This is a genomic window from Limnofasciculus baicalensis BBK-W-15, from assembly GCF_024178385.1.
GTDB classification, from domain to species: domain Bacteria; phylum Cyanobacteriota; class Cyanobacteriia; order Cyanobacteriales; family Coleofasciculaceae; genus Limnofasciculus; species Limnofasciculus baicalensis.
This window is the reverse complement of the sequence record NZ_JAMZMM010000067.1, coordinates 1-15,875: the sequence shown is the minus strand read 5'-3', so window position 1 is coordinate 15,875 and position 15,875 is coordinate 1. Positions and strand designations below refer to the sequence as shown.

The 15,875-nt window shown below is 41.9% G+C and carries 10 protein-coding genes; 8 read left to right on the top strand and 2 right to left on the bottom strand.

The features are described from left to right. The 3 genes from NJ959_RS09240 to NJ959_RS09230 all read left to right on the top strand — a co-directional run. A partial coding sequence (locus NJ959_RS09240; protein WP_254011467.1) for an SdrD B-like domain-containing protein occupies positions 1 to 2,993 on the top strand: 2,993 nt, incomplete at its 5' end. 154 nt (positions 2,994 to 3,147) lie between these two features. Further along, the gene (locus NJ959_RS09235) at positions 3,148 to 3,882 is read left to right on the top strand and encodes a Uma2 family endonuclease (RefSeq protein WP_254011466.1); all 735 of its coding nucleotides are present in this window, start codon (positions 3,148 to 3,150) and stop codon (positions 3,880 to 3,882) included. Between the two features lie 123 nt (positions 3,883 to 4,005). Beyond that, complete coding sequence (locus NJ959_RS09230; RefSeq protein ID WP_254011465.1) at positions 4,006 to 4,785, top strand: Uma2 family endonuclease; 780 nt, start codon at positions 4,006 to 4,008, stop codon at positions 4,783 to 4,785. Between the two features lie 71 nt (positions 4,786 to 4,856). Here NJ959_RS09230 and NJ959_RS09225 read toward each other — a convergent pair whose 3' ends face one another. Further along, the gene (locus tag NJ959_RS09225) at positions 4,857 to 5,045 is read right to left on the bottom strand and encodes a hypothetical protein (protein ID WP_254011464.1); all 189 of its coding nucleotides are present in this window, start codon (positions 5,043 to 5,045) and stop codon (positions 4,857 to 4,859) included. 84 nt (positions 5,046 to 5,129) lie between these two features. On the opposite strand from NJ959_RS09225, the gene NJ959_RS09220 reads away from it, so the two are divergent. The 5 genes from NJ959_RS09220 to NJ959_RS09200 all read left to right on the top strand — a co-directional run bounded on the left by NJ959_RS09220 (position 5,130) and on the right by NJ959_RS09200 (position 14,017). Then, the gene (locus NJ959_RS09220) at positions 5,130 to 5,783 is read left to right on the top strand and encodes a Uma2 family endonuclease (RefSeq protein WP_254011463.1); all 654 of its coding nucleotides are present in this window, start codon (positions 5,130 to 5,132) and stop codon (positions 5,781 to 5,783) included. Between the two features lie 145 nt (positions 5,784 to 5,928). Beyond that, positions 5,929 to 6,468, top strand: coding sequence for a Uma2 family endonuclease (locus tag NJ959_RS09215; RefSeq protein ID WP_254011462.1), 540 nt, complete (start codon positions 5,929 to 5,931; stop codon positions 6,466 to 6,468). A gap of 268 nt (positions 6,469 to 6,736) precedes the next feature. Further along, positions 6,737 to 7,321 carry a Uma2 family endonuclease gene (locus NJ959_RS09210; protein ID WP_254011461.1) on the top strand — a complete coding sequence of 195 codons (585 nt, stop codon included), beginning with the start codon at positions 6,737 to 6,739 and terminating at the stop codon, positions 7,319 to 7,321. A 144-nt stretch (positions 7,322 to 7,465) separates the two neighbouring features. After that, entirely contained in the window at positions 7,466 to 7,840 is a 375-nt protein-coding gene (locus tag NJ959_RS09205; protein WP_254011460.1) for a tetratricopeptide repeat protein, read from the top strand. Between the two features lie 36 nt (positions 7,841 to 7,876). After that, positions 7,877 to 14,017, top strand: coding sequence for an O-linked N-acetylglucosamine transferase family protein (locus NJ959_RS09200; protein ID WP_254011459.1), 6,141 nt, complete (start codon positions 7,877 to 7,879; stop codon positions 14,015 to 14,017). A 76-nt stretch (positions 14,018 to 14,093) separates the two neighbouring features. Here the strand turns inward: NJ959_RS09200 and NJ959_RS09195 are convergent, their stop codons facing one another. Further along, the gene (locus tag NJ959_RS09195; protein WP_254011458.1) at positions 14,094 to 15,827 is read right to left on the bottom strand and encodes a peptidoglycan D,D-transpeptidase FtsI family protein; all 1,734 of its coding nucleotides are present in this window, start codon (positions 15,825 to 15,827) and stop codon (positions 14,094 to 14,096) included. Positions 15,828 to 15,875 lie beyond the last annotated feature (48 nt).

Here is a 15,875-nt window from a genome sequence, read left to right as displayed (position 1 = left end):
ATGTTACCCTCCCAGCAGGTGGTAATTCCACAGGTAATAACTTCGTTGATGAGCGTCTCGGTACAATCAGTGGCAACGTCAAAGAAGATATCGACAATAACGATAGTGGAGATGTAAATCTCTCAGGTGTCACCATCGAATTACTATCTGGCACAACCGTAATTGCCAGCACCACCACCGATGCTTCCGGTAATTACAGCTTTACCAACCAACCCGCAGGGACATATATCGTCAAGCAAACTAACCTCGGAGGTTATAGTGATGTCTCCGATACGGATGCACCTAACGATAATTTGATTGATGTTACCCTCCCAGCAGGTGGTAATTCCACAGGTAATAACTTCGTTGATGAGCGCCTAAATGGTGACTTGTCGATTACCAAGACTGACGGTTTGACCACTGTATCGCCGGGACAGAAGGTGACCTACACCATCGTAGTCAGCAACAATGGTCCGAATACCGCCACCAACGCACTGGTGAGCGATACCATCCCAACCACTCTCACCAACGTGATGTGGACCAGCGTAGCAGCAGGGGGAGCCACAGACAATCAAGCCAGTGGAACGGGAAATATCAACGATCTAGTGACTCTGACATCGGGGAGCAGCATTACCTACACGGTGATGGGTACTGTAGCTGCTAACGCTATCACCAACAAGCTCTCTGACTTTGGTCTGGGTACTGACGATACTAATCTAGGTCAGACAGTTACTGTTAATGGTGTGAAAGCAGACGCATTCTACATAAACAGCGGCTATCAAACGACCAACACTGTCCTTTGGCAACGGAATGAAACCAACGATCATGGACTTGGGGTGTGGTCTAATGGCGAACCCAATCCCATCACGAGTGGTGGTGATGTAAACGAGTTAAGCAATCAGCTAAACCAAGAAGTAATCCGGCTGACCAAAACTGCCGGGGAGCAATGGACATCGCTTTGGGTATCGTCCCTTGATGGCGGTGGTTCCGGGGGAGCGGAAAAGGGTACTCTCTATTGGTCTAACTCGGCTACTCCTACCCTGAACACGCTGACTACGAAATTTACGTTCCAGTATGGCGATTTCGGCAGCAGCGTTGAAGGCAATATTTTAGGTTTAACTCAGTCAGCCAGTTTTGATAAGAATGCGCAGTACCTGTTCTTTGTTGCTGGGCCAAACACAGCCGGAACCAATAACGATTACTTGGTCTGGAAGGCAACGACTGCTTCTGGTACTACTCTGACTAACACTGCTACAGTGACTGCCCCGAATGGTTTTATCGACACCAATCCTAATAACAACAGTGCCACTGACACTGACACAATTGTCGCCCCAACTGGTGACCTGTCGATTACCAAGACTGATGGTGTAACTACAGTAACGCCGGGACAGAAATTGACCTACACCATTGTTGTCAGCAACAACGGTTCTGGTACTGCCACTGACGCGCTAGTGAGCGATACCATCCCCAATAATCTCACAGGTGTCACTTGGACTAGTGTGGCAAATGGGGGAGCCACGGGGAATGAAGCCAGTGGAACAGGCAATATCAACGATCTAGTGACTCTAACATCGGGGAGCAGCATTACCTACACGGTGATGGGTACGATAGCAGCCAATCCTCTCGCTTATACACCCACCAAGATTAACCTCCAGGGCGATAGTGCCCTTGATGGTCCAGATGGCAATATCCGAACCTTCTCAGCCAGTGGTGTTTCAGTCAAGGCGAGTGCTTTTAGTCGCTCTACTTCTGGCACTTGGAGTAGTGCTTTCCTTGGCAGCTTCAGCAGTGGATTAGGCGTTACCGACAGCAGCGAAGGAAATGGTGATAACGGCACCCATCGCGTGGATAATAACGGTCGTGATAACTACGTCCTGTTTGAATTCTCCGAATCGGTGATTGTCGATAAAGCTTTCTTGGATTCAGTTGTGGGTGATAGTGATGCGACTGTGTGGATTGGTAACTTTAGCGATCCTTTCAATAATCACTTAACCTTAAGTGACTCAGTTCTGAATAGCTTTGGGTTTAGTGAAATCAATACTACCAGCAGCAGCAGCGATCGCTCGGCCAATCTCAATGCTACTAAAATCGCTGGCAACACTCTAGTTATCGCCGCTCGGACGGACGACTCGTCGAACAACGATAACTTCAAGATTAAGTCTTTGGATATTTTCCAATCTGTCTCAGGGGGTAGCACTTCTGTGGTCAACACGGCTACGGTAACTGCTCCGACTGGTTTCACCGACACCAATCCTAATAACAACAGTGCCACCGACACTGACACAGTGCTTGCCGCTCCCGGTGTCCGCACTCCTGGTTTCTGGCAAAACAGCAAATGGCAGAAATTCTGGGATGGTATCCAAGGCAACGAACCGTCACAAAAAACAGAGCCGAATTTCCCTGATAGCGATCTCCTATTCGCACCCTATACCAACTCTGCACAACCTGGAAAAGTCCTCGACCCAGTTACCGGACAGTATGGTGTGGGACTCCTCATCGGTGATTTCAACCGGAATGGTATGACCGATACAGGGGAAGATACCCTCTTCTACACCCGTGCCCAGGCACTCCAGATTGTTGATTCCTCGATGCACCCCAATGGTCAAGATGTTCGGTACACCCTCGGACGCGATTTAGTGGCTAGCTGGCTGAATTATCTCGCTGCCAACCCGATTGATACCGCTAATCCAACGGATCAGGATGCTCGCTATTACCTTAAAGAAGGAATTAACTGGCTGCAAGCCTTAACGCCAGATCAAAATGGCAATGGCAAAGGCGATGGCTACCTGCAAGGGTTGACGGGTAACGAGACACCGAATTCACAGACTCCTCGGATTACGTCTAGTTCTTCTTACTGGAACACAGGTATTTCAAGTGCATCGGGCTTGCCTAGTCCCTATAACTTGAATAACTCTGTTACTTATGGTGTTGATGCAGGTAGTGTCATCCACGATAAACTGGATGATTACAACAACGGACGCGGCCTTGCAGATGGTGTTTTCTATGGTGGTTAATCCCTAAATCCGATAGGACGATTTACTCAATTAGGCAGGAACATTGTTTGCCTTAAATAGATATAAAACCCCGCCCCAGGTAACCTGGAGCGGGGTTTTATTCTTATAAGCAAAAAAGTTTATAATAGCTCTATAACTCACAGGAAGCACGACCATGACAGCAGTCGTTCCCACCCTCAAAACTTTTGAAATCATATACCCTAGCGCTGATGGAGAACCAGTGGCAGAAACTTACGACCATGTTTATGCAATCTTCACTACTTTAGCAGTCTTAAAACAATACCTCGCACACCGTCAAGCTACTGTTTTAGCAAACCAATTTTTATACTACGCCCAAGGTTTCCCAAAATTGCGCGTAGCACCCGATGTGATGGTGATTTTTGATGTGGAACCTGGTGGGAGAGATAATTATAAAATCTGGTCAGAAGGTGAAGTGCCGAAAGTGATTTTTGAAATCACATCACCAGGTACTAAGTCGGAAGATCAAAATAATAAAAAAGACTTGTATGAGGGGATAGAAGTTCAGGAATATTGGTTATTTGATCCGAAAGGTGAATGGATTACTGAGAAATTACGGGGGTATAGACTGGGAGAAGAAGGGTATCAATTAATTAGAGATAATCGCAGCGAAGTATTGCAACTGCGGTTAGAAATAGAAGGAAAAGTGATTGGGTTTTATCGGGAAGATAACGGAGAGAAATTATTGATTCCCGATGAATGGGCACCAGCTTTTCAAGCGGAAAGGCAACGTGCAGAAGCCGAAAGTCAACGTGCAGAAGCCGAAAAGCAACGTGCAGAAGCCGAAAGTCAACGTGCGGCTGAACTCGAATCTTTGCTAGCGCGTTATCGAGAGGAGTTTGGAGAATTGCCGGAGGATAAAAGGTATTAAGTGGACTAAGGTAAAAACAGAACTTCCAGATACCCGACTTCTTGAAGAAGTCGGGTATCTAATCCAAGAAGTACCACAGACAAAAGGTTTATAATAGCTCTATAACTCACAGGAAGCACGACCATGACAGCAGTCGTTACCACCTTCAAAACTGATATCATATACCCCAGCGGTGATGGAGAACCATTGGCAGAAACTTACGACCATGTTTACGCAATATTAACCACTTTAGAGGTTTTAAAACAATACCTGGCACACCGTAAAGCTACTGTGTTAGGCAACCAATTTTTATACTATGCTCAAGGTTTCCCAAAACTCCGCGTCGCACCGGATGTAATGGTAATTTTTGACGTGGAACCTGGTGGGAGAGATAATTATAAAATTTGGGAAGAGGGGCAGGTGCCGAAAGCGATTTTTGAAATGACATCACCAGGCACTAAGTCGGAAGATCAAAATCACAAAAAAGACTTGTACGAAAGTTTAGAAGTTCAGGAATATTGGTTATTCGATCCGAAAGGTGAATGGATTACTGAGAAATTACGGGGGTATAGACTGGGAGAAGAAGGGTATCAATTAATTAGAGATAATCGCAGTGAAGTCTTACAACTGCGGCTAGAAATAGAGGGGAAACTGATTGGATTTTATCGGGAAGATAATGGAGAGAAATTATTGATTCCCGATGAATTGGCTTCAGCTTTAACAGCGGAAAAGCAACGTGCAGAAGCCGAAAGTCAACGTGCTGAAGTGGAAAAGCAACGTGCAGAAGCCGAAAAGCAACGAGCAGAAGCGGAAAGTCAACGGGCTGAAGCTGAAAGTCAACGAGCTGAAGCTGAAAGTCAACGGGCTAATGAACTCGAAGCTTTGCTAGCGCGTTATCGAGAGGAGTTTGGAGAATTGTCATAATACCAGACTTCTTGAATAAGTCTATCCAGAAACCCGACTTCACCAGCGGATGTAAGGAGGGTTTCTTAATACTAACCAAATTTAAACTTCAGTGTATTCTTTGCCTTAGTAGTTATTAGACAACGGGGACTGAAAGAATAGCGATCGCAAAACTGCTGTAGCGATCGCACCCGATAAACTAGGATATTCAGAAACCCGACTTCACCAGCGGATGTAAGGAGGGTTTCTGAGCCAAACGCGATCGCAAAGTGAGTCAGCAAACTGATCCTTATTGCGACAGGTAGAGCAGGGTGGCTCAAACGTAAAGGTTTATAATAGAGCCACAGCTCGCAGGAACCACGCTCGTGACAGTAGTCGTTACCACCCCCAAAACTGATATAGTATACCCCAGCGCTGATGGAGAACCAGTGGCAGAAACTTACGACCATGTTTACGCAATATTAACTACATTAGAGGTCTTAAAACAACACCTCGCAGGCCGTAGAGCTACTGTGTTAGGCAACCAATTTTTATACTACGCTCAAGGTTTCCCAAAAGTCCGTGTCGCACCTGATGTGATGGTAATTTTTGACGTGGAATCTGGTGGCAGAGATAATTATAAAATCTGGGAAGAGGGGCAGGTGCCGAAAGCGATTTTTGAAATGACATCACCAGGCACTAAGTCGGAAGATCAAAATCACAAAAAAGACTTGTACGAAAGTTTAGAAGTTCAGGAATATTGGTTATTCGATCCGAAAGGTGAATGGATTACTGAGAAATTACGGGGGTATAGACTGGGAGAAGAAGGGTATCAATTAATTAGAGATAATCGCAGCGAAGTATTGCAACTGCGGTTAGAAATAGAGGGTGAATTGATTGGGTTTTACCGGGAAGATAATGGAGAGAAATTATTAATTCCCGATGAATTGGCTTCAGCTTTAACAGCGGAAAAGCAACGGGCGGACGAACTAGAATCTTTGCTAGCGCGTTATCGAGAGGAGTTTGGAGAATTGTCATAGAAAAAAAATGGAATATAATCCTAGTGCCAGATTATAAAATAATACCATCGAGTTTATAGTTAAAGTATCGCAAGGATAATGACCCATGAATTCAGATCTTTTAGAAAAACAAACTAGAAAAGTTATTGAATAACAGAGATTTACCTTGTCTGGAGTAACTTGGCAGGAATACGAGATTCTCAGGGCAACTATGGATAATTATCCTGGATTGCGCATGACTTACTTGAAAGGAACTCTGGAACTTTTTATGCCATCACCTGAACAGGAAACTAGCAAAACAACAATTGCCCGTCTGATTGAACTTTCCTCTCTAGAAAAAAACATCAGACTTTATGGATGTGGTTCAACAACTTATCGCAAAAAGGCAAAAGAGCGAGGATTGGAACCCGATGAAAGTTATTGTTTTGGCAGGGTAAAAGAGTTTCCCGATTTCGCCATAGAAGTTATTATTACTAGTGGCACAATTGATAAATTAGAAGTTTATTCCGGCTTAGGGGTTCCTGAAGTCTGGTTTTGGCAGAACGAGCAGTTTCGTTTGTACTCTTTACAAGATGGTAAGTATGAGGAAGTTACACGGAGTCAGTTTTTACCGGATTTAGATTTAGATTTATTAGCAACTTATATTAAAATGCCCGATCAATATGATGCTATTGTTGAGTTTCGTAATGCTATACAGGAAAAATAAAGATAGCTTTGATCGGGATAAATGACTTTGACTACTAGCTCGCCGATTTCTTGAAGTTATCACAACTATCTTTTGGCAAAGGATTGGTTGGGTAGTTGAAGAAGGTATCGGACTCAGATATACTATTGGCTGCTCTGCAAAGCACGGTCGCAAGCAGATCGCATCTGGTAGAGTTGGATATGGTGCGATCGGAAATGAAAATTAGTAAAATTGAGAAAGCAGTTGGGCTGTCAAAAGATTAAACTAAAAAATTGATCGGGATAAAATTATGATACAAACAGCAGTCAAAAACTCAATTACCGATAGCTGCCTGACTCTGAAAGGAGTGAGTTGGTCGCAATTTGAATCGTTAGAGGCCGCTTTTAACTCTTTCGATGGTATCAAATTTGCTTACTTAGATGGGATTTTAGAAATTATGACAGTTAGCCCCGAACATGAAGAATCGAAGAGTACCATTGGTCTTTTGGTAGAAGCATACATGAGAGAAAAGGGCATCCGGTTTTATGTCAAGGGTGGGCCGACTTTGGGAAGTGAAGAACTAGGGGCAAGAAAAGAGCCTGATGAGTCGTATAATTTGCAGACTAAAAAGGCAATTCCCGATTTGGCGCTCGAAGTTATATTCACTAGTGGCGGGATTGATAAACTGCAACTGTACAAACGATTGGGGATACCTGAAGTTTGGTTTTGGGAGGATGGAGTATTGAGCATTTATTATTTAAGGGAGGAGTACGAAAAAGTCGAGCGCAGTGAATTGTTGCCGGAGTTAGACGTTGCTTTGTTAGTCAAGTACGTGACTTACTTCGACCAATACGATGCTGTTACGGAGTTTATTCAGGCTTTGAAGGAAGGTTAACTATTTAGTGATATGATATTTTTGATCGCAAGATCAGAAGTGAGCTGATCGCTATTTACAGAAAAGTGGGTAAATTAAGGGTAGCGCTTGGCTCTTCGCCAGAAATAGTGCAGTAGCAAGCTAGCCTTCACACTTCTTTACAGTATGTCCGAAACAAAACCACTCCAGCGAATTTTCCTCTTATTTTCAATGGTGGCTTTCGTAGCCTCTACTGGGTATGGGTTATTTGGTTTGTTTAGCAGTGCTTTACAGAAACCACAGGAAAGCGGTAAAAATGAGGCAGCTTTGGTAAATAAACAGCTAGAAGAGAAAGCAAAGGGTTATGAGTTGGTTTTGCAGCGGGAACCAGAAAATCAGGTAGCGCTGAAAGGGTTGGTGGATACGCGGTTGGAGATGAAGGAGGTGAAAAGTGCGATTGAGCCTTTGGAGAAGTTGGTGAAGTTGAATCCGGAGGATAAAGAGTATAAAGTGTTGTTGGAGAAGTTGAAACAGGAAGTGGGTGTAGGGAGCGATCGCTAATACCTCAACAATATAGCTATAGCCGAGGTCAAATCAATGACGAAAAAATTAACTGAATCCAATATTTCAGAGTGTCAAGCTCAGTTCAACCTCAGCTACCATGTTCCTTTTGCTTACTGGTGTCAACAACTGGTTGGATTTGAAGGTAAAGATGTTCTCGAAGTAGGAGGAAGTTTACCTAAAGAATTTGTACTAGATCATCTAAATGTTAAGTCTTGGTCTGCCCTAGAAGCTCCTGATTTTGAAGTTTATCTAGATAGGGTTGCCAGTGCTGCTGAAGGATCTAAGCTTGGCAAAGTAGACTATTCTGCTTTTAGTTTTACCGATAGAGAGTTGAGTAATTATAACTTTTTTGCTGGCTATATCGAAGAATTACCGCCCGCGTACTACCAAAAATACGATTTAATTTTCTCAATCGCTGCTTTTGAACACATCCATAAATTTTCTTTAGCTTTAGAAAAAATGTTTTTGGCTCTGAAACCGGGAGGTCAGCTATTTTCTGTATTTACACCAATTTGGTCAGCTCATGACGAACATCACTTACCCCCCATAACTGAACCTAACCAGGGAAAAACTTTCAACTTTCAGAATTCTCCAATTCCGCCGTGGGGACATTTACTGATGAGACCTCCAGAACTATGCCGTTACTTGTATCAGTATACTGACAAGGAAACAGCAGACTCTATTGTCTATTATGTCTATAACTCTCCGCATATTAATCGTTTTTTTACTGAAGACTATGTTAAATTTATTGATCAAAGTTCATTTGCAGTAAAGCGATTAGAATCCATAGGGATAATAAATATTGAAAAGATCATTCAAGAAAATTTAGAACAGCTTTATCCAGGTAGAACACAATTTGCTAACAACGGTATTCTTACTATCTTGGAAAAACCGCAAAAAGAAAGCCAAGCACCAATAAATCGTGTTGCTAATGAAAACAAAGAAATTGAGACAACCAGCAAGTCTCGAAAACAGCAATTAGGTGAGCAGAAGGCTGCCGTTAAAAACCCAAATTCAAGTTCTACCCAACATGGGGTTAGGTTTAGCAGGGCATTGCCTTCATCACCAATGCAGACTCTATCGGTTTGCATGATGGTACAAAATTCAGAAAAAACTTTAGCTATAGCTTTGGAATCTCTGGGAAAAGTTTATGAGGAACTAATAATAGTTGATGGCGGCAGCACAGACTCTACTTGTCAAATAGCTGCCTCTTATGGAGCTAAAATTATCCACTCACCCTGGAAAGAGAATCACTCTCAACAGCGAAATGTTTACCTACAAGAAATTCAAACGGACTGGGTATTTGTAATTGATTCAGATGAATTTATAGATCAAAAAACTTTAGACTTCCTCCGGCAGCTAAAATTAAATGGCAGTACCGCAGAAACAGATAATTTTTTGATTACTCGGAAATGGATTAGTCCTTTCAGCAAGAATTATTATGTATCAAGTAGTCCTCATTGTCCTGACTGGCAGCGTCGGATATTTAGATATAATCAGTCTATAACTTACAGGGGTCAAATCCACGAGAACATTCATGGACTGACGCAACCAGGCAAAGCATTGTTAGACTTGTGCGTATATCATTTAGATTTGTTAGTCAAGAGTGAATCTCAAAGACAAGAAAAAGTTCAAATATATATGAAGGATAATCCCAGAGATGGGCTGCCTCATTACTATATACCCAACATCACCCAGCTAAGTTTACAAGAATGGAATCATCAAGATTTACTTCCTGAAGTTCGGAAGTTGCTCAACGCTATTCCTATGAAATGCAAAGTTTGCGAATCAGATTCAGCTCATTTTGCCAAGGGGCAAGTTCTGAGTAAATATGATGTAGATTATTTTCAATGTTCAAAGTGCGGATTTGTTCAAACGGAGGAACCATACTGGCTAGGCGAGGCTTATTCTCAGCCGATAGCGAGCAGTGATGTCGGTTTAGCGTATAGAAATTTGTCATTTTCACAAGTTACCCAAAATTTATTATTTAACTTCTTTAATCATCAAGCAAAATTTCTTGACTACGGCGGTGGCTACGGTTTATTTGTCAGGCTGATGAGAGATGCAGGATTTGACTTTTACTGGCTCGACAAGTTTTGTCAAAATATATTTGCTCAAGGATTTGAGATTGATGCAGCCGGAAATAACCATTTTGAATTAGTGACGGCATTTGAAGTATTTGAACATCTGGTTAACCCCATAGATGAGCTGAAAGAATTGTTAAAAATTTCCAGAAATATTTTATTGAGTACAGAATTGCTACCAGAAAGCAATCCTAAACCTGATGAGTGGTGGTACTACGTGCTTCACGAAGGTCAACATGTTTCACTCTACACAGCTAAAGCTCTGTCTATAATTGCTGATAAGTTTAATCTCAATTTATACTCGAATGGTTCGTCTCTACATTTACTAACAGAAAAAGAATTGCCGGACGATTTATTTGAACAATTGGCAAAAGGACAATTACCAGCGATTAATAAGGTGTCGCTTTTACAGCATGACTTCTTAAAAGCTGTTGAGCAAATTAGTAATAAGCAAGAGTCAGTAAAGATAGAGTCTAGTCAAATAAAGGATAATTCTTACTGGCAAAACGACCAAACAATTCTACTTGACGGCATATTCTTCCAACGCTATCAAACCGGAATTGCCCGCCTATGGCGTTCCATACTAAAAGAATGGGCAGCCAACGGTTTTGCCCAACATATCATAGTTCTGGATCGCGCCGAAACTGCACCCAAAATTCCCGGTATCCGCTATCGTCTCATCCCACCTCACGACTATAGCGCAACTGATGCGGATCGAGAAATGTTACAGCAAATCTGTGATGAAGAGGGTGCAGATTTATTCATTTCCACTTATTACACCACTCCTATCTCCACTCCTTCTGTATTCATGGCTTATGACATGATTCCAGAAGTATTGGGTGCGGATTTTGAGGAACCCATGTGGCGAGAGAAGCACTATGGAATTGAACACGCTTCTGCTTATATTGCGATTTCCCATAATACAGCTAGGGATTTGGCGAAGTTTTTTCCCCATATTCCTTTAGAATCTATCACAGTTGCTCAATGTGGTGTTGACAAAAGCTTCTCACCAGCAACTGAGGTAGAAATCAATCAATTTAAAACCAAATATGGTATTGTCAAGCCTTATTTTATAGCCGTCGGGATCGGGAGTAATTATAAGAATTCAGAGTTATTTTTTCAAGCCTTTGCTTCCCTCTATAGCAAAGAAGGTTTTGCCATTGTTTGTACGGGAAGTGGCGGTTTTTTACCGGAAGAATTAAGAAACTATACGGTGGGGACAAGTATTTATATGCTACACCTCAGTGATGAAGAGTTGCGGGTAGCTTATTCTGGTGCTGTGGCTTTAGTCTATCCATCTCTATATGAAGGATTTGGATTACCTGTATTAGAAGCAATGGCTTGCGGATGTCCAATTATTACTTGCCCTAATGCTTCCATTCCGGAAGTAGCTGGAGAAGCCGCTATTTATGTTAAAGATAATGATGTGGAAGGTATGGCTAATGCTCTTGGTGAAGTGCAAAAGCCGACAGTAAGGAACACTTTAATTGCAGCAGGTTTGACTCAGGCGAAAAAGTTTTCTTGGTTGGGGATGGCTGATAAGGTAAGTGCGGCTTTAATTGATGCTGCTATTTTACCTGTCAACCTTAATGATATTAATCTTATTATTTTCCCTGATTGGTGTAGCTCGGAAGAAGATTTAGGGGTAGAATTAGGACAAATATTCAGTGTAATAGCAAATCATCCCGATCGGAGTCGGATCGCTATACTAGTATATAGGGGAGATATTGCTGAAGAAGATGCGAATCTATTCCTATCTGGAGTAGCGATGAATCTCCTAATGGAAAATGATTTAGATATTACTGAAGAAATCGCAATATCGTCAGTGGGAAGTTTAAATAAAATTCAGTGGGAGACACTTTTACCTCGCTTGCAAGGAAGGATTAGCTTGGAGGTGGAAGATGCAACTGCAATTGAACAGCTAACAGAGGACAATTTACCGATTTTAACGATTGATACAATACCTCAGATGAGAGGAGTACAATTAGTAACGGGAAACTGGACATTAATTAAGTTAGGCGCTATTAATTTTGTTATCTTCCCTGATTGGCAACAAGAGGAAGAGTCTATCTATCAAGAGTTAGCACAAGTTATTACAACTATAATTACTCACCCCGAATCCAGTCAGATTAGTCTCTTCATCGATATCAGCAATACTTCGGAAAACGAAGCAAATCTAATGTTATCTAGTGTCACAATGAATTTGCTGATGACAGAGGATTGGGATGTAGCTGAAGCACCAGAAATTATATTACTTCCTCCTTTAACAATGGAGGGATGGCAGGTATTATTACCTTCTATACATTGTCGGATTATTTTAGATAAAGAAAGTCAGGAGATACAAGAATCTATTCCAGCTTATAGACTGGATGAATTGCCAGAAATAGGCAAAGAAAAGTTGCTTATAAATTTAGCTAATCAACTCTTTCAGGAGGGAAAATGGCAAGCGGCAATTCAGCCATATCAGCAAGTCATCGACTTACAAGCAGGAGATGCTGAAGTTTACTGGCGATTGAGTCAGTGCTTCAGACAGAATAACTTGCTAGAGGAATATTTCAGTACATTAGAGGCGGGAATTCAAATTTATCCCCAAGATGGTAGGCTGCATTTTCATCTAATTATAGATCTCCAGGTAAATCGACGTATTGAGGAAGCGATTAAATGTGCGAATCGTGCTTCAGACTTCCTGCCTGATAACTATACTTTTACTCTACTAAAATATTTACTCATTCCCAGTATTTATAATGAGGAAAATGAGATTGGCTTCTATCGTCAACGATTTATAGATGGATTGCAAACTCTGATTCAGGAAACCTCAGCAGAAAAACAAGAAGCTTTAGCTGGGATTAGTCGCTTGACAAACTTTTCCCTTGGCTATCAAGCACAAAATGATATCGAGTTACAGCGTCAGTATGGAAACTTAGTCCATCGGATTATGGCAGCGAATTATCCTCAGTGGATTGAGTCAAAACCTCTGCCACCTCTGAAGGATAATCAAAAAATTCGGATTGGCTATGTTTCGGCTTACCTCCACTCCTATAGCGGAACATGGTGGCTAAAGGGATGGCTGGGTTACTGCGATCGCGATCGTTTTGAAATATACTGCTATTATACGGGAAATAGTCCAGATTTAGTTACCGAAAAATTCAGAGAATATAGTGATGTCTTTCATCACATTCCGTTGAGTTTAGAAGCGATTAGCCAACAAATCATTACCGATGAACTCCATATCCTTATATTTCCAGAAATTGGCATGGATGCTCCTACTATGGCAATGGCGGGGTTAAGGCTTGCTCCCATACAATGTGTAGCTTGGGGACATCCGGTTACCACGGGATTACCAACGATAGATTACTTTTTATCTAGCGAATTAATGGAACCAGAAAATGCTGTAGAACATTATACAGAAACCTTAATTCGCTTACCCAATATTGGTGTAGCTTACCCCAAACCTTATATTCCTCCCCTAAGCAAAACGAGAGCATATTTTGATTTAAGGGAAGATGCGGTTATTTATTTATGTTGCCAAGCACCGTTTAAATATTTACCACAATATGATTTTATTTTACCAGAAATTGCTTGTCAGGTTCCTCAAGCACAATTCCTATTTTTACGGGGAGAATTACTGAAACCTCGTCTAAAACGTGCCTTTGCTAAAGCCGGGTTGAATAGTGAGGATTACTGTGTTTTCCGCACTATTCTTGGTAGAGAGAATTATCTGGCAATTAATCAACTTTCAGATGTGTATTTAGATACAATTACTTGGTCTGGAGGAAATACGAGTTTAGAAGCAATTGCCTGTAATCTACCCATTGTAACTTGTCCCGGTGAATTTATGCGAGGCCGTCACACCGATAGCTTCCTGAAAATGCTAGGAGTGACAGATACAATTGCCCAAAGTGAAGTTGAATATGTTGAGATTGCTGTTAAGTTAGGTTTGGATTCACCTTGGCGACAGGAAATTTCAGCACGGATGAAAGAGCGTCATGACTCTTTATATGAGGATAAGGCTTGTGTGGCTGGTTTGGAAGCGTTTTATCAGGATGTTGTGCGGGAAAGATTTACAAGGAGTGCAAGTTATCAGTTATAAAAAAAATGAGATATCCCTTAGATAAATTATAAGTTATGAGTTCTAAGTTTTGAATTAAAAACTCATTCCTCATTCCTCAAAACTCTCCTCCCTCTTCCCCATTCCCCACTGCCTCACTAGGAGGAATTCTCTCCATCGCAATCAGTGCCTCCATTACCGATTTAACAATTGGTGCTGCCACTGTTGAACCAAATGCCTCCCCCTTGGGTTCATCAACTACAGCTAATACCACATAGCGGGGAGAATCTATACTCAAAATCCCCACAAAACTAGTAATTTTCGCATTACTATAATATCCCCCTCTGGGACTAGCTTTCTGAGCTGTTCCCGTTTTCCCACCAATCCGATACCCCGGTATTTGAGCATTTTTCCCAGTACCCTTCTTCACCACATTTTCCATCATTTCCAATACAGATTGGGTTGTTGTGGGGGAAAAAATCGGACGTGGAGTAGTAAGTCTCGGTTGCCAGTATAATTGTCCCTTGCTATCAAATAGCCCTTGAACAACATGGGGCATTACTAATTTGCCGCCATTGGCTAAAGAAGCATGTAGTTGAGCTAATTGTAGGGGAGTTAAAGAAAAACCCTGGCCAAAAGATGTAGTTGCAGGTTCTATTGGCGATGAGATAAACTCTTGCTGATTCTTGATATGTCCAGAGCCTTCAAAAGGCAAATCCGTCCCCACTTTTTGCCCCAAACCCATTCTTTCCAACCAACTATAATAAACCTCCGGCTTCATCCGTTGGATAATCCGCACCATGCCAACATTACTAGAAGTCTCTAAAATTTTAGCTACACTAATTGTACCATGACCCATTTTATCAAAATTAGAAATAACCCACTTCCCGATTTGAACTGAACCTGGATCGTTGAATAGGCTATCTGGTTCAATAGCACCCGCTTCTAAAGCTATGGCAACATTTAAAGGTTTAAATGTGGAACCCGGTTCATATAAATCTGTCAGCCCCCAATTTTTAAACAAACTTACATCAAAATCAGAATAGCGATTTGGGTTATAGGTTGGCTCTGAAACTAGAGATAACAAGGAGCCATCCAGTGCATCCATAACGATTACAATGCCCCGTTTCGCATTAAACTCCTTAATTTTTTCCTTCAGTGCAGCACGCGCCGCCCTTTGTAGGCGACTATCAATAGTTAGTTTTAACTGTAAATCGTCAAAGTGGAGAAAACCTTCGGGAATATGATCCGGCATTAAAGTACCATTGCCAGCGCGGTTGAGTCGGAGTGTTTTTACTTCTCTTTCTAATAAATTCTGCTGAGAATATTCAATTCCCGCTTGTCCTCGATGATCTACATCCACATAGCCTACTATATCGGCAGCTAAATCTTGTTGGGGATAAAGACGAGAATATTTTTGAATTAGCTCTAAACCATCAAGGCTCAGTCTAGCAATTTTATCTGCTAAATCTTCCGTTAAAGTATAGTTGAGGAGAATCCCGCTACGTTGTTTATTAAATAGTTTTTCCAAGTTAGTTGGGGATTTATTCAGAATTGGTGCTACCAATCCCGCTACTTTCTCTTTGGAAATCTTGAATAATTTGGGGTGGGCGTAGAGTGTATAAACTTTACGATCCGTTGCTAAAATATTGTCGTTACGATCGATAATCGCACGGCGGGGTACAAAAGGCCGCATGTAAACCATTTGCTGCTTACTTGCCTTTTCTTTCAGCATCGGTGCTTCTGCTACTTGCAGCCGATATAAATTGAGCAATAGCCCACAGCAACCTGCGATCATAATGACCCAAATTAGTAGCAGTCTAAAATTTGGCTGTTGCGAGACTTTGGTCATTGATTAATTGGGGAGTAGGGAGTGGGGAGTAGGGAGTGGGGAGTGGGG

Bases quoted from the DNA above. Each gene is read 5' to 3' on its own strand.
- NJ959_RS09235 (WP_254011466.1), top strand. From the start codon at position 3,148: ATGACAGCAGTCGTTCCCACCCTCAAAACTTTTGAAATCATATACCCT.
- NJ959_RS09230 (WP_254011465.1), top strand. From the start codon at position 4,006: ATGACAGCAGTCGTTACCACCTTCAAAACTGATATCATATACCCCAGC.
- NJ959_RS09210 (WP_254011461.1), top strand. From the start codon at position 6,737: ATGATACAAACAGCAGTCAAAAACTCAATTACCGATAGCTGCCTGACT.
- NJ959_RS09205 (WP_254011460.1), top strand. From the start codon at position 7,466: ATGTCCGAAACAAAACCACTCCAGCGAATTTTCCTCTTATTTTCAATG.
- NJ959_RS09200 (WP_254011459.1), top strand. From the start codon at position 7,877: ATGACGAAAAAATTAACTGAATCCAATATTTCAGAGTGTCAAGCTCAG.
- NJ959_RS09195 (WP_254011458.1), bottom strand. From the start codon at position 15,827: ATGACCAAAGTCTCGCAACAGCCAAATTTTAGACTGCTACTAATTTGG.